The sequence below is a fragment of the Microcoleus sp. AT3-D2 genome, from assembly GCF_036705715.1.
In the GTDB taxonomy this organism is placed as follows: domain Bacteria; phylum Cyanobacteriota; class Cyanobacteriia; order Cyanobacteriales; family Microcoleaceae; genus Microcoleus.
On record NZ_JAUBVE010000025.1, the window covers coordinates 58,946 to 74,750 of the forward strand.

General features: G+C 45.4%; 5 protein-coding genes. 4 read left to right on the forward strand and 1 reads right to left on the reverse strand.

Features of this window, described 5'->3' with window-relative positions; genetic code table 11:
* Nucleotides 1-196: 196 nt before the first annotated feature.
* Nucleotides 197-10,051, forward strand: a complete 9,855-nt coding sequence (locus QUB44_RS13630; RefSeq protein ID WP_333368065.1) for a tetratricopeptide repeat protein — start codon at nt 197-199, stop codon at nt 10,049-10,051.
* An 82-nt stretch (nt 10,052-10,133) separates the two neighbouring features.
* Here QUB44_RS13630 and QUB44_RS13635 read toward each other — a convergent pair whose 3' ends face one another.
* Complete coding sequence (locus tag QUB44_RS13635) at nt 10,134-13,349, reverse strand: glycosyltransferase (RefSeq protein ID WP_333368068.1); 3,216 nt, start codon at nt 13,347-13,349, stop codon at nt 10,134-10,136.
* Between the two features lie 141 nt (nt 13,350-13,490).
* Here QUB44_RS13635 and cobA point away from each other — a divergent pair, with 141 nt between their 5' ends.
* The 3 genes from cobA to QUB44_RS13650 are packed head-to-tail and all read left to right on the forward strand — an operon-like array spanning nt 13,491 to nt 15,659.
* Nucleotides 13,491-15,056 carry a uroporphyrinogen-III C-methyltransferase gene (gene cobA, locus QUB44_RS13640; protein WP_333368071.1) on the forward strand — a complete coding sequence of 522 codons (1,566 nt, stop codon included), beginning with the start codon at nt 13,491-13,493 and terminating at the stop codon, nt 15,054-15,056.
* 32 nt (nt 15,057-15,088) lie between these two features.
* Entirely contained in the window at nt 15,089-15,280 is a 192-nt protein-coding gene (locus tag QUB44_RS13645; RefSeq protein WP_015177921.1) for a hypothetical protein, read from the forward strand.
* A gap of 16 nt (nt 15,281-15,296) precedes the next feature.
* Nucleotides 15,297-15,659 (forward strand): type II toxin-antitoxin system death-on-curing family toxin, encoded by a 363-nt coding sequence (locus QUB44_RS13650; RefSeq protein ID WP_333162903.1) that lies wholly within the window; start codon nt 15,297-15,299, stop codon nt 15,657-15,659.
* The last annotated feature ends 146 nt before the right edge of the window (nt 15,660-15,805 follow it).

A 15,805-nucleotide genomic window follows, 5' to 3' on the forward strand; every position in this document is an offset into this window, starting at 1 on the left:
GAAGAAGGCAGTTCGGCAACGAGCAATGTACGGGATGTAACGGATATCAGTCCGAAGGAAGAAGGAAGGAGGAAGGAAGAAGGAAGGGAGAAGGAGGAAGAAGGAAGGGGGAAGAAGGAAGAAGGAAGGAAGAGTTAACAAATTAGAACAAATTGGCAATTACAAGTTAGCGAACTCCCAAACAACCAAGACAACTATGGCTTCTCAAAAAAAATCGCGGAAATCTGCCTGCAAACTGGGTGCCGAAGACTCTTTGAAATTAGCTTGGGAACATCACCAAGCGGGACGTTTGTTAGAAGCTGAGAATTTGTATCGGCAAATAATAGAAGTGCAGCCGGAATCAGCAAACGTGCTGTGTTTGTTGGGAATAGCGGCGAGACAGCAGGGAAAGATTGCAGAGGCGATCGACTTTTACGAAAAGGCGATCGCCCAAAACCGCGATTTTGTAGAAGCACATTTAAATAAGGCTAATCTTTTACTGGATGTAGGCGAGTATCAAAGGGCGATCGCCAGTTACGAACAAGTCATCAAAATCCAGCCAAATTCCGCACTCGCCTACAATAATTTGGGCTGGATCAAACAGCAACTCGCTGACATAGACTCAGCAATTTTATATTACCAAACAGCGCTGCGAATTGACCCCAACCTGCACGAAACAGCGCACAACTTAGGACATTTATTTAAACAAAAAAATCAATTAAGCGAGGCAATTGCCTGTTACCTACACGCTTTAAAAATTAATCCAAATTTGACATATTCCCTGATGGAATTGGGAACAGTTTTCCAGCAGCAAGGTAAATTAGCCGAAGCTTTCAACTGCTACCAGCAAGCGGTAAAACTCGACCCCAACAATCCCGAAGCTCACAACAATGTAGGAGCATTTTACCACGAACAAGGCAATGCAAAAGCAGCAATATCCCACTACCGACAAGCATTAAACTTAAAGCCAGATTTCGTGGAGGCTATTAACAATGTCGGACACGCTTTGGTCGATTTAGGAGAGTTTCAAGAGGCTTTTTCTTGTCACAGTCGAGCCTTGGAATTGCAGCCCGACAACGCCATCGCACACCTGGAATTAGGTTTGACTTTGCTATTGTTCGGAGATTTTCAGCGCGGTTTTGTTGAATATGAGTGGCGGTGGCGCACTCCGCAACTACAACCGAGGCAATTTAAACAGCCAGTTTGGGATGGTTCGGATTTGCAGGGTAAAACTATTTTACTCCACGTCGAGCAAGGCTTTGGCGATTCTATTCAGTTTATTCGCTACGCGCCGATTCTTCGCAGCAGAGGCGCTAAAGTTATGGTGGCTTGCTATCCAGAACTGATGCGGTTGTTTGCGACAGTTGCTGGTATTGAATATTTATCAGTTAGTTTGGAAGGTTTGCCAGAATTTGATGTTCACGCACCTCTGATGAGTTTGCCGCGAATTGTCGGGACAACTCTGGAAACAATACCGGCAAATGTTCCTTATTTAGCTCCGCCTGCTGAGTGCAAATTTGCGCTTTCTTCTGATGCCAAATTGAAGGTAGGGATTGTTTGGGCTGGGAGTCCGAAGCGTCGGAAAGACAATCAGCGTTCTTGCAGTTTGAGCGATTTTATTCGATTTTTGGATGTTCCGGGAATTGCTTTTTATAGTTTACAAAAAAACTTGTCCGAGAGCGATCGCACTTTGTTGCATCAACACTTAGTGCCGGATTTAACTCCGCATTTGAACGACTTTGCTGATACCGCTTCGGCTATATCTCAACTGGATTTAGTCATTACTGTCGATACGGCTGTGGCGCACTTAGCCGGTGCTTTAGGAAAACCGGTTTGGGTGCTGCTTTCTTTTGCTCCTGACTGGCGTTGGCTGCTGGATCGTGAAGATAATCCTTGGTATCCAACTGCGAGGCTTTTTCGCCAAGATCAGCCGGAAATTTGGCAAGAATTGTTTGAGGATGTACAGGCGGCTTTGAGTTCTTTTGCGAGCGCCAATACTGTTAGTTATTCCGAGGATTATGCCAAAGACTCGCTTGACTTCGTTTCACTCGCAATGACTGCTAATCATACGGCTTTCATCGATTCTGTGACCCTCAAAAAGGCAGATACAAGCGTAGTTCAAGAGAGTGAAAAAATATTTTTGATTGCGAGCGAAGAGTTGGCAGAAGGCTCCGCAGATAAGCAATCGCAGGGAATTGAGACATCTGTTGCGATCGGAAACGGCGGGGAGAACTTGGTTGTTTTAGAGGATTTATTGCGGCAAGCAGAGCATTTAATGGAAACAGGCGATAGGGAAGAGGCAATCGCCCTTTACGAACAGATAATATCTCTTGATCCAAATTGCGTCCAAGCGCGGATTAATTTTGGTTTTCTCAAGCAAGAAAAGGGCGAATTGGACGCAGCTATGTCGCATTACCGAGAAGCTTTAGCCATCGATCCAAATATTCCTCAAACAGCTTACAACTTGGCAAAGATTTTTGAGGAACAAGGTAAAGTGGAAGAGGCGATCGCACATTATGAGCAAGCTCTTGTCGCTGAACCGGATTTCGTACCCGCACTGATTAATTTAGCTGTGGCGCAGCAAGAAAAAGGCGAACTTTTCAGGGCGATCGAGTTGTACCGGCGAGCGCTGGAAATTAATCCGCATAGCTGGGAAGCTTATAACAATCTGGCAACTGTTTTGCAAGAACAGGGCAATTTAGAAGATGCGCTGGAGTATTATCACAAAGCTCTAGAATTGCTGCCGGATTTTGTGGAAGCTATCAACAATTTAGGCAGGACGTTTCTGGAAAAAGGCGCGGTAGAAGATGCGATATCCTGCTACAGACGAGCGATTCATTTAAGTCCAAATCACGCTAGCGCTCACCTGAATTTATCCTTGGCTTTGCTGTTGGTGGGAGATTTGGAAAATGGTCTCGCTGAATACGAGTGGCGCTGGCAAATAAAAGAATTTCATACTGGTCATTCCTGTTTTTTGACGGGGCCGGATAATACTGTTTCGGCGAGAGAATACCGGCCGCTATGGGATGGTTCGGATTTGCAGGGAAAGACTATTTTGCTGCACGCCGAACAAGGTTTAGGCGATTCGCTTCAGTTTATTCGCTATGCTGCGATCGTCAAAAATAAAGGCGGTAGGGTCATTGTTGGCTGTTACCCGCAATTGCACCGTTTGTTTGCCACGGTTGACGGCATTGATTTGCTAATAGTTAAAGGCGAGCCGTTGCCGGAATTTGACTTGCAAGTGCCGATGTTGAGTTTGCCGTATATTCTCGGTACAAATCTGGAAACAATACCGGCAAATACTGCTTATTTATCTCCGCCAGCAGGTGCTGAATTTGGACTGTTGCCCGATCGCACTTTGAAAGTTGGCATTGTCTGGGCGGGGAATCCAAAACACCGCAAAAACAAGCAGCGTTCGTGCAGTTTGAGTCAGTTTCTGCCGCTTTTGGAGGTTTCGGGAGTAAGTTTTTACAGCTTGCAGAAAGAGGTTTCCGAGGCCGATCGCGCGCTGTTGAATCAAACGTCGATCGTAGATTTGAGCCCGCATTTTGGCGATTTGGCCGATACTGCGGCTGCGATCGCCAAACTGGATTTAGTCATTAGTGTCGATACCGCTGTCGCCCATTTGGCGGGCGCTTTGGGCAAACCAGTGTGGATTTTGCTGGCGTTTTCGCCGGATTGGCGGTGGCTGTTGGAGCGTGAAGATAGTCCTTGGTATCCGACGGCGCGACTGTTTCGCCAGCATCAGCGGGGCGACTGGGAGGACGTTTTCCATCGGGTGGCGGAAGCTCTAGGCGCGGTTGCGGCTGCATTTGTGCCATCGGATTCGGCGGATGCAGAGTTTCGGTTGGGCGTGGATTTGCAGCAGCAAGCCGATTTTGGCGGTGCGATCAAATGTTATGAGCGGGCGATCGCGATCAATCCTAATTACGCAGCGGCGCACAGCAATTTAGGCGTTGTCAAACAGCACAGCGGCCAGCTAACAGAGGCGATCGCGCACTACCGACAAGCCTTAGCAATCGACGGGAATTTGGCGGAAACTGCGAGCAATTTGGGCAGCGCGCTCGCGGAAGCAGGGGAGACTGGAGAGGCGATCGCAGAATACGAGCGGGCGCTGTCTTTGAACCCGAATTGCGCGGAAGCGCTGATTAATTTGGGCCTGTTGCGGGAAGAGCAAGGGGATGTGGCGGAGGCTATAAGCTGCTATGAGCAAGCGATTCAAGTCAATCCTAATTGCGCGGTGGCTTATTTGAATTTGGGAATTGCTTTGGAGCAACAAGGGGAGGAAGCGGGCGCGAATTACGAACGGGCGATCGCGAATTACGAACGGGCGATCGCGATCGAGCCAAATTATGTGGACGCCCTGCAGCATTTAGCTTACGCCTCGATCCGACAGGGCCAAATTGACCGTGCGATCGCATACTACGAGCGAGCTCTGGCGCTGCAACCGGCTTTGGCAGAAACTGATCTCGCTTTGGGGAGTTGGCTGTCAAACCAAGATAAGTTAGATGAGGCTCTAGCTTTTTGCCAGCAGGCGATTCAGAAATTGCCAGCCAGTGCACAGGCTCACTGCAATCTGGGAATTGTCCTGCACAAACAGGGCAAAATTGAAGATGCGATCGCCTGCTATCAGCAAGCTTTGAGCCTGAAACCCGACTTTCCACAAGCTTTGAACAATCTCGGCAAAGCTTTTGAGGAAGCGGGAAAAATGGCAGAGGCGATCGATTGTTACCGTCGGGCGATCGAACTCAAACCCGGTTATATCAATCCCCTCTACAGTTTGGCAAGTGCTTTGCACAATCGCGGACAATTTGCGGATGCTCTCACCTACTACAGCCAAGCAGTTAAATTCAATGTCGCTAGCCCCGAATCTCACCTAAATTTAGGTTTAGCTTTGCTGCTGGCGGGAGATTTTCAGCGCGGTTTTTCCGAGTACGAATGGCGACTGCGGCTTCCACAAAAAGAGTACCCGGACTACAGTTTTCAACAGCCGATTTGGGACGGCAAAGATTTGCAAGGAAAAACTATTTTGCTTTGCCCGGAACAGGGTTTAGGCGATGCAATTCAGTTTATCCGCTACGCAGATTTAGTCAAGCAGAAAGGCGGTAGGGTAATTGTTTGGTGTTTGCCGCACTTGCACCGCTTGTTTGCACAAGTTGCGGGAATCGATGAGTTAATAGTTAATCCAGAGGATGCGCGAGATTTTCAAGTTCGCGCGCATCTAATGAGTTTGCCGCACCTTTTGGGAACAACTTTAGAAAGTATACCGGCGAATGTTCCTTATTTAGCTTCGCCGCCCGGTTTGGAATGTACTATTCGCCAAACTGCTAATTTGAAAATAGGGATTGTGTGGTCGGGAAATTCTCAACATTCCCAAAATAAAGTGCGATCGTTACCGCTAAATTTGTTGTCCCAACTGTTAGATATTCCGGGAGCAGAATTTTACAGCTTGCAAAAGGAAATGACAGCAGACGATAGCGCTTTGTTAGAGCAAATGCCCGTAACAGATTTAAGCTCTAATTTGCAAGACATGGCCTATACTGCGGCTGTAATATCGGCTCTGGATTTAGTGATTTCTGTAGATACTTGTGTGGCACACTTGGCTGGTGCTTTGGGCAAACCAGTGTGGATTTTGCTGTGTTTTGTGCCGGATTGGCGGTGGATGTTGCAACGCGAAGATAGTCCTTGGTATCCGACGGCGCGGCTGTTTCGTCAGTCAACAGCGGGGGATTGGGAAGGAGTTTTAGATCGGGCTGCTTTGGCGTTGAGAGAAAGAATTTGTCAGCATCAAGAATCTCGACCGCCAATAGAAACTCAGACCAATATTCAATTATATCAAAAACAGTTCAATCAGGCAAATATTCTCAAGTCGCAAGGAAAATTTGCCGAGGCGATCGCTTATTTTAAAAATGCTTTGGTTTTGCAGTCTAATTCGATAGAAGCCACCACTAATTTGGCAGTGACGCTGCACCAAACAGGCAATTTAGCCGAAGCTGCCACCTATTATCAGCGCGCGATCGAAATCGACCCTAACTGCGCTCAATCTCACAATAACTTGGGTATTTTGCTGCAAGATCAAGGCAATATACCCGATGCTGTATCTTGCTTTCAAAAGGCGATCGCCCTGAATCCGGTTTACGTCAAAGCTCTCAACAATCTCGGCGCGATACTCCAGCAGCAGGGCGAGTTGCCGACTGCGATCGCGTGTTTTCATCAAGCACTTTCTGTCAATTCCAATTACGTGCCAGCGCTGGTAAATTTGGGTGTGGCGATGCAAACACAATCTCAGCTAGCCGAGGCTGAACGCCTTTACGAGCGTGCAATTGAAGCAGAACCGAACAATCCTAAAGGGTACTATCACCTGGGAACGTTATGCTTGGCTGCGGGCAAAATAGAACAGGCAATTTCTAGTTTGGAACGAGCAATATCTTTGAATCCGAATTATTTAGAAGCTATCACTAATTTAGGGAGTGCAAATGAACAATTAGGAGACGTATATCGAGCAATATTTTGTTACAGGGAAGCTCTCGAAATTGATGCAAGTTGTGTTAAAGCTCACTTCAATTTAAGCTTAGTATTGCTGTTGACTGGGGACTTGCCACGCGGTTTAGCAGAATACGAGTGGCGCTGGCAAACTGAGCAGGCGAAAAAATTACCACGGTTGAATTTTGACCAACCAGTTTGGGACGGTTCAGATTTGAACGGGCAAACTATTTTGCTCCGATCCGAACAAGGTTTGGGCGATGCGATTCAATTTGTGCGATACGCGGCAATTATCCAGCAAAAAGGTGGCAAAGTAATCATTTCTTGCTATCAAGAACTGAAGCGTTTATTTAAGCAGATTCCTGGCATCGGACAAGTGGCGGTTCGGATGGATGAATTGCCCGATTTCCAAGTGCAAGCACCGCTGATGAGTTTGCCGTATATTCTCGGAACAAATTTAGAAAATATACCGGCAAATGTTCCTTATTTAGCTGCGCCGCCGAATTGGCAATTTTCTCTAAATTCCGATCGCAATTTCAAAGTTGGGATTGCGTGGGCGGGAAGTGTGGAACATTTGAAGGATTTTCAGCGATCGAGCGATTTAAGCTATTTCCTGCAATTGTTAGATATTCCCGGTGTAACTTTTTACAGTCTTCAGAAAGAAATGTCAGCGGGCGATCGTACTTTGTTAACTCAAATTCCCGTGATAGATTTGAGCGACAATTTGAACGATTTTGCCGATACTGCGGCGGTGATATCGCAACTAGATTTAGTAATTTGCGTGGATACTGCTATCGCGCACTTAGCCGGTGCTTTGGGTAAACCGGTATGGATTTTGCTATGTTTTATGCCGGATTGGCGGTGGATGTTGGAACGCGAAGATAGCCCTTGGTATCCGACTGCGCGACTGTTTCGGCAGCAAACACCGGGCGATTGGGTGGGAGTTTGCGATCGCGTAAAAACAGCCTTAAAACACCTAATCTCTACTCGTTCCCAGGCTGTGCCTGGTAACGAAGATACCGAGGCTCAGCCTCGATTTTCCTTATCGCCCGCACAGATCCAATTTCACATAGCAAATGCCTTAGAAAAACAAGGTAAAAAAGCAGAAGCTGCCGCTCGTTATGAACAAGTAATGGCTGCCTCACCCAGCCACGCAGAAGCCCACAGTTGTTTAGGTTATCTCAAACAGGAAAACGGGCAAATAACCGAGGCAATTTCGCATTACAAACAAGCGCTAGAAACCAATCCCAACCTGAGTGAAACAAACTTATACTTGGGTTCTGCCCTCGAAGAACAGGGACAAGTCGCAGAGGCGATCGACTTCTACAATAAAGCAATTCAACTACGTCCCAACTCGCCAAATTGGCGCTTGAGACTAGCCTTAGCTTTGCTCTTAACTGGAAATTTTGAGCGTGGTTTTGCGGAGTACGAATCGCGCTGGCAAACTCAACAATTGGATCCGCGCTCTTTTGAGAAACCACTTTGGGACGGCTCGGATTTGCAGGGAAAAACAATTTTATTGCACCCTGAACAAGGTTTTGGCGATACGATACAGTTTATCCGCTACGCGCAGTTAGTTAAGCAAAAAGGTGGCAAAGTTATTGTTGCTTGTCATGTCTTGCTGAAGCGTTTATTTGAAGGAATTGCAGGAGTAGATCGAGTAGGAGTCAAGCCTAGCGACTTGATAGATTTTCAAGTGCAAGCCCCGCTGCTAAGTTTGCCGCGAATTCTGAGAACGACTTTGGAAAATATACCGGCGAATATTCCTTATTTAGCTCCGCCACAGGATTTTAAATTTTTCCTAGAGGCGAACAATAAACTAAAAGTAGGTATTGTGTGGGCGGGCGGCCCGCTGCACCGCAACAATCATCGGCGATCGTGTAAATTGAGCGATTTTTTGAAATTTGTAGATGTTCCGGGAGTGAGTTTTTACAGTCTTCAGAAAGATTTGTCAGCGGGTGATTCCCTACAGGATAGCTGCGCTTCACGCACTTTATTAAATCAACACCAAATTGAAGATTTGAGCGAACATTGCGTCGATTTTGCCGACACAGCAACAATTATTTCGCAACTCGATTTAGTAATTTGCGTAGATACTTCTGTGGCGCATTTGGCTGGTGCTTTGGGCAAACCAGTCTGGATTTTGCTGTCTTTCGTGCCCGATTGGCGCTGGATGCTGGAACGCGAAGATAGCCCTTGGTATCCCACTGTGCGGTTGTTTAGGCAGCAAAAAGCCGGTGATTGGGAGGGAGTTTGCGATCGTATAAAAGCAGCCTTAGAACAGCTAATTTCCCCTCCTCTCTCTCGTTACCAGGCTCTGCCTGGTAACGCATATTCAGAGGCTCCGCCTCAAATCCAACCCCCAGAAACTCCGCCTCAAATCCAACCCCCAGAAACTCCCCCACAAATTACCGGCATGGGCATCAGTTGGCCGATCAGCATCACCAGCGGCTGGGGAATTTACGCCATGAATTTAACACTACAACTGCGGCAAAATCCAGCCTGGGAAGTTGCACTTTTAGCACCGCCATCAATCACCTCAGAATCAATGAATCCGCTGCATAAATCGCTGTTGTTACCTGTAATTGAAAAGCACAAAACTTTTCAGAAATTAGTAGCAGCCAATTCCGACAAACAAATCAGTTGTAATTTTCCCGTACTTTACGCTTTGGGGAATAATTTAGCATCCTCTGGAGTTGACAATCAAATTACCAGCGCTTGTCAAATAGGAGTCATATTTTTTGAAGACACACGAATCACAGCAGAAGCACTAGAAACAGCCAAAAAATATAGCGTGATTGTCGCCGGTTCCAACTGGAATGCGGATGTTTTGAGAAGCTGCGGCTTGACTAATGTGGCGATGGTACATCAAGGAATTGACCCAACAATTTTCCATCCTGCACCCAAATCTAATCTATTTGGCGATCGCTTCGTCATTTTCTCCGGCGGCAAACTGGAATATCGCAAAGGTCAAGATATTGTAATTGCCGCTTTCAAACGATTTCGCGCCAAACATCCAGAGGCTTTGTTACTAACAACATGGCATAACTTCTGGCCTCAGTATATGCTAGGAATCGAGCAAACCGGAAACGTTGCCGGACTTCCCAATATCAACCGGGACGGAAGTTTAGGAATTTCCCAATGGTTAGTGGCTAATGGTTTGCCGGTTGACTCTTTTATCGACATCGGCTTAATTCCCAATCACCTCGCCGGACAAATTATGCGAGAAGCCGACTGTGCTGTTTTCACTAACCGCTGCGAAGGTGGCACTAATTTAGTCGCGATGGAAAGTATGGCCTGCGGAATTCCGACTATTTTATCAGCAAATACTGGTCATTTAGACTTAATTTACAGCAACATTTGCTATCCTTTATGGAGTCAAGGACGAGTTAAACTTACTGCTCCTTTTTCCGGTGTAGAAGGTTGGGGAGAGTCTGAGGTTGCAGAAGTTGTCGAGGCTTTGGAACAAGTTTATACTAATCGCGAAGAAGCAAAACGGATCGGTTTAGCTGCGGCTAATTTTATGATCGATTGGACTTGGGAAAAACAAGTTAAGCGTTTTTTGGATGTCATATCAAATTCGCTTTAAGAATCCTCTTTTTCCGGCGAACATAAGTCGCTACTACACAAACAAAGTTTGTTTTTGCGGACTACAGAATAAAGAATCCAGATTAACTTGCGATTTGTCCCAATAGCTTTTCAGCACTATTCACACTTTCCATATCGTAAAGTTCCCGGTTGTAACAAACAATTTGTGCTACCAACTTTTGATGATATTGCTGAGCTTTTGCCAACATAGAACCCTGGGAACGCCGATAATTGACAACGACTTCTCTCGTTCCCAAAAAGGGAATATTGTGCTTGTGGCAGTTCACCCAAAACTCCCAATCTTCGTAACCTTCCTTCATCCCAACTTTGTACCCGCTGACCAAATCCAAAATAGATTTGTGATAAAGTGAAGACGGGTGAATCATGTTAGATTTCTTGATATTTTCGGGCGAATACAACTCGTAACTTGGTACTATACGATTTTCCGTGCCAAACATTTGATAAGAACCAAAGGCTACGCAAGGTACATTTGATTTTAAACATATTTCTAAAAGGTCAGTCAAGCCGTTTTCAGCTAGGATATCATCGGCATCTAAAGGCATAATGTATTCACCGTTTGCTGCTGCTAGGCCAGCATTTCTAGCACTTGAAAGCCCTTGATTTTTTTGTTCTACAAGCCTAATTTGATATTGGGAATTTGCTACTATTAAATTTTTGGCAACTGTGCTGGTAGTATCTAAGCTGCCGTCGTTGACAATAATAATTTCCCAATTTTTGTAAGTTTGGTTAATCACGCTAGTTACTGCTTCCCGCAAAAAATGAGATTGATTGTAGCAGGGAATAATCACAGAGACCAAAGGTCGATATGCCAATTGTGGCGATGCTGAAACTTGTTTGACACTTTCTGATTGTAAATTCTGTGCCGAATTTCTAGCAGATTGTAAGCTGTAAAAATAAATTTTGGGATGGACAATGGCTAATTGATTCAGATCGGTATTTTGATATTCATTTACTAACCTCGGATATCCAGACAAGTATTCTTGTTTAACAAAAATCAAGATATTCTGAGCGTACCAAGGCTCTACTTTGTTATTGTTCCATATTTTTTTTCTCAAGCAGTCAATAACTGCATAACCGTTTTTCTGAAAGTAATAAACCCAATATTGTGGCCACTGTTCGTTAACGTGTTCGACGCCTCCTTGAAATGGTATCGCAGCAGAAAACAGAATCACCGGTGCTAGTTGAGTGAGAGAATTAACAAAGTTTTCGGCACAGGTAGCCGGCAAATGTTCGGCAACTTCCAGAGAAATTGCTAAGTCAAACTTTCGGTTTATTTGTAGCGGTTGCTTTAAATCGGCGGATTGGAACTGATTTAAAGGAATTTGTAAAATAGTGCGATCGACATAATCGCCATCTATTCCCAAACAATCAGCAATTCCCAACTTGTGAAACACAGCTAACCAACTTCCCGTACCGCAGCCCACATCCACTACACTTTTAGGTAAAATCGGTTGCAGCAAGTCTAACAGCAGGGGAATAATTTCTCTAGCAGAAGTGCGAGTTCCTTCTCCGATTAATTGGTAAAAATCTCTTGTATAAGATGACTGTTGGTTTTGATTGGTTTGGCTGGCTGTTTGAGAATTAATTGTCTCTAAACTGCTAATATTGTAACCGTGCAAATGTGCTGGCAACTGCCAGGAAATATTGGGGTCGGGTTGATGTTTTACTGGCTCGACATTGCCCCGCCAAGCAGCCCCCATAATTTGCATTGTTTGATATACTACTGTTTGCCATCCCCTTTGCTTCAAATAATCTAAACCTTTACCAACATCTGGAGCGGTTAAATCGTGAAATAAAATTATTGCATCTTCCTCCGCCAATTTTTCACACGCAATGGCATCATTTAACGGCCCATCACCTCCGTGTTCTCCGTCAATAAAAATTAACGACCATTTGCGGTTGAATTGAGCGGAAAATTCTTCTACTCTTTGGGGGCTATAGCCTGGTATTAGCTCGACTGATGTTTGAACGCCCGACGCATTTAGAGCACCTTGAATTGAATCGATTACACTTTGTCTGATATCTTCTCTTTCTAACAGCGGATCTACGACATCTAACTCAACTCCTGCGAAGGCTAAGTGACAGGCAGACCAACCCAGCCAGCAACCTATTTCTAATGCTTTTTTACCTTTGAATTGCAGGGCTGTATTGTAAAGGATGTGCGCTTCGTCGCGATTCAAAAACCCGATGAATGGATAGCGCTTGTCTGCATACCAATTATGCGAAATTTCCCGGCGCAAATAAGGCCAGTTACTCGCATTTGGATCGGCAATAATCATATTGGGGAAATAGGAGTCAGGTATAATTATTTGGAACCCTGGGGAGACATAATCCCCTGGATGCAATAAATTATTTTTGCTAATTTCAGGTTGTTGATAAGTCATTTTTGGTTCTTGAAATATTTGTATTGCTTCCTGTTTTTTAGGTTGGTAACGGACGCTAATTTCCAGTATACCGCCGTCAGTTGCCATCAATTGTACTCGGTCAAACTGCTGGCGGCCAGCTAAATGCAAAATGCCGATCGCCTCCTGCGGCAAGTACGGCTCCACAAAACAGCCTCGCTGCTTGTCCCAAACCGGAAAACCGTTAAATATCCAATTGCACCAAGCTGGGAGCATTTCAGTGAGATTGAACAATTCGCCACTGTAAACAGCGAGGTTGAGGGCAAATTGATCTGTCATGACACAGCCGGACTTTTGCAATCCTTGATTGAGTTTTTCCGCCCATATTTCCCAGTGCAAAGCATTTTTTCTGAGTGCGAAAACTCCGGCATTTAATATCGGATAGCTGTAGAATTTTCGAGCAATTTCTTCACCAAAGTTAGCTTCATATTGTTGATAAACCCACTGCCAAAATTGAGGAAGTTGTCCGTACTGCTGCAAGCTCGCCCTGTGAACTTCGGGAACAATTGCCAGTCCCCGGCGCGATGCTCCTTCAACCAACAAATTAATTGTTCTCCAGTCTTGAACCCAAGCATCCGCATCAATCCAGAGGTATATATCAAAATTGGGAAAGTATTTTCGCAAACAAGGTCTAACTAATAGCCCTTTTAAATGTTCGGGAGATTCATTTCTGCCAGGAAAGTCAAAGTCCCAATCGGGCTTTTGAATGATATTAACTTGTGTTTTTAACCACTGCAATTGTTCGGGAGTGCAGCCGAGATCGAAAAAGCCGATCGCCACATTTTCGCCCTCGGGTTTTTCCCGCACCGATAAAATAGTGCCTCGCACCAATTCAAAGTAATTTGCATCGGCGGCTGTGATGATGATAATCTGCATAAATAGCTTTTCTTATACAATAAACTGCTGAGTATACCGTAGGGTGCGCCTCGGCGGGTCTTACTATAGTGTAGGGTGCGCCTCGGCCCGTCTTACTATAGGCTAGCAATATTCATAAAACTATACTATCGAGGAGGAATTGTGAAACACCAAAAAGGGAAAGTTTATCTAGTCGGTGCGGGGCCCGGAGATTGTCACTTGATGACAGTGCGATCGCACAAACTGCTATCCCAAGCCGAAGTCTTAATCTACGACGCTCTAATCGACATCCCACAACTCGAATTAATCCCAGCAACTTGTCGGAAAATAGAAGTCGGCAAACGTGGCGGCAAACCTTCCACCCAGCAGCAAGAAATTAACCGTTTGCTGGTAGAACATTGCAAGTTAGGCCAACAAGTGGTGCGGCTAAAAAGTGGCGATCCGTTTATTTTTGGTCGTTCTAGTTCCGAAATTCAAGCATTAATCACAGCGGGCTGCGAGTTTGAAGTAATACCCGGAATATCCTCCGCATTAGCCGCACCTTTACTAGCAGGAATTCCCCTCACAGATCCGGTGATGAGCCGCTGTTTCGCAGTGATGAGCGCCCATGAACCGGATGCTCTAGAATGGGAAGCATTAGTGCAGATAGAAACTTTGGTAATATTGATGGGAGGGCGCAATTTAAGCGAGATCATCTGGCAATTGCAAAAGCACGGACGATCGCCCGAAACTCCGATCGCCATTATCCGAGATTGTGGCCGCCCCGAACAGCAAATTTGGCTCGGCACTCTCTCCAACATTGTACAGCAAACAGCAGGTCAATCTCTATCGCCTTGCGTGACCGTAATTGGGGAAGTAGTCAGATTGCGCGAATATTTAATCCAGCCAGAAAGCACAAATATGATCGATACACCACTCACCACTAATAACAGCCAATTGCCGCTAGCAGGAAAAACCATTTTAGTCACGCGATCGGTTTCTCAGTCTGCTGAATTTAGCGATCGACTCCAGCAACAAGGAGCCCGCGTTATCGAAATGCCCGCCTTGGTAATTCGACCGCCGTCCACTTGGGAACCATTAGACAGTGCGATCGCACAATTGTCAAGCTTTCACTGGTTAATTCTCACTTCCCACAACGCTGTAGACTGCTTTTTTCAACGATTACAAGCAAAAGGCAAAGACGCGCGGAGTTTGTTTGGTATTAAAATAGCAGTTGTCGGGAAAAAAACAGCAGAAAGTTTGCGATCGCACTCTTTACAACCCGACTTTATTCCCCCCAACTTCATCGCCGATTCCCTAGTCGAGAACTTCCCCGATAACTTGCAAAACTGCAAAATCCTATTTCCGAGAGTAGAAAGCGGCGGCAGAGAAGTTTTAGTAAAAGAATTTACCGCCAAAGGATCGCAAGTAATAGAAGTGCCAGCTTACCAATCTTGCTGTCCCGAAACTATCGAGCCGATCGCCCTATCCGCACTCCAAAATCAAGCGGTAAATATCATAACTTTTGCCAGTTCAAAAACCGTGCATAACTTTTGCAGTCTCATACAACAAAGCCCAAAATTGTCCTTGTCTAAGGATTGGTTGGAAAACGTTTGCATTGCATCCATCGGCCCGGAAACTTCCAAAAGCTGCCAAAATTTATTGGGTAAGTTAGATGTGGAAGCTAAGGAATATACCTTGGATGGGCTGACTGAGGCGATCGTTGAATGGGCACAAGCGAGGTTGTAAAATAGTTGTACGATCATTAGGAGGAAAGAAACATGACCGCAAAAGACCAACTTCTTCAAGAACTCGACCAAGTACCAGAACCCTTGCTGCTGAAAGTGCTTGAATTTGTTCGTTCCTTAAAGACTGAAGAAGAACAACAAAAACTAGAAGCCAAAGCATGGCAGGCATATCTAGATTCAGAACGCGAAAGAAAGGAGGTTTACCGTCGCCTTGCCAACTCCTAATTTTGTCAGCAAAAGTATGGTTTTAAGTATCCACGCCAGACAGATAGAGATATTTGGCGGCACTCCCGGCGTCAGAGACGAAGGCTTGTTAGAGTCGGCTTTGGCTCAACCGCAAGCAACTTTTTGCTGTCAATTTTTGCATTCCACAATTAGCGAACAAGCTGCCGCCTATCTCTATCACATAGCGATTAATCATCCGTTTATTGACGGCAATAAACGAACGGCTTTTGCAGTGAAAGATACCTTTTTGCGTTTGAATGGTTGCGCTCTGAATTTAACGGACGATGGAGTATATGATTTAGTCATGCGAGTCGCACGGGGAACCATAACTAAGGAAGAATTAAGCACCGAGTTTGAGTCATGTATTATTGAGTTTTGATAAGATAAGTTGGGCAGCCTTCATTGAGATTAAGTAATGTGCAGCGTACTCACGCGACATTGAAATAGCAGACCTCTTGCGAAAGTCTCAGGCGAGCGCTAATTTATCTTCAAAGAAAGTTCATAATTATAAATACCAGCAATCAA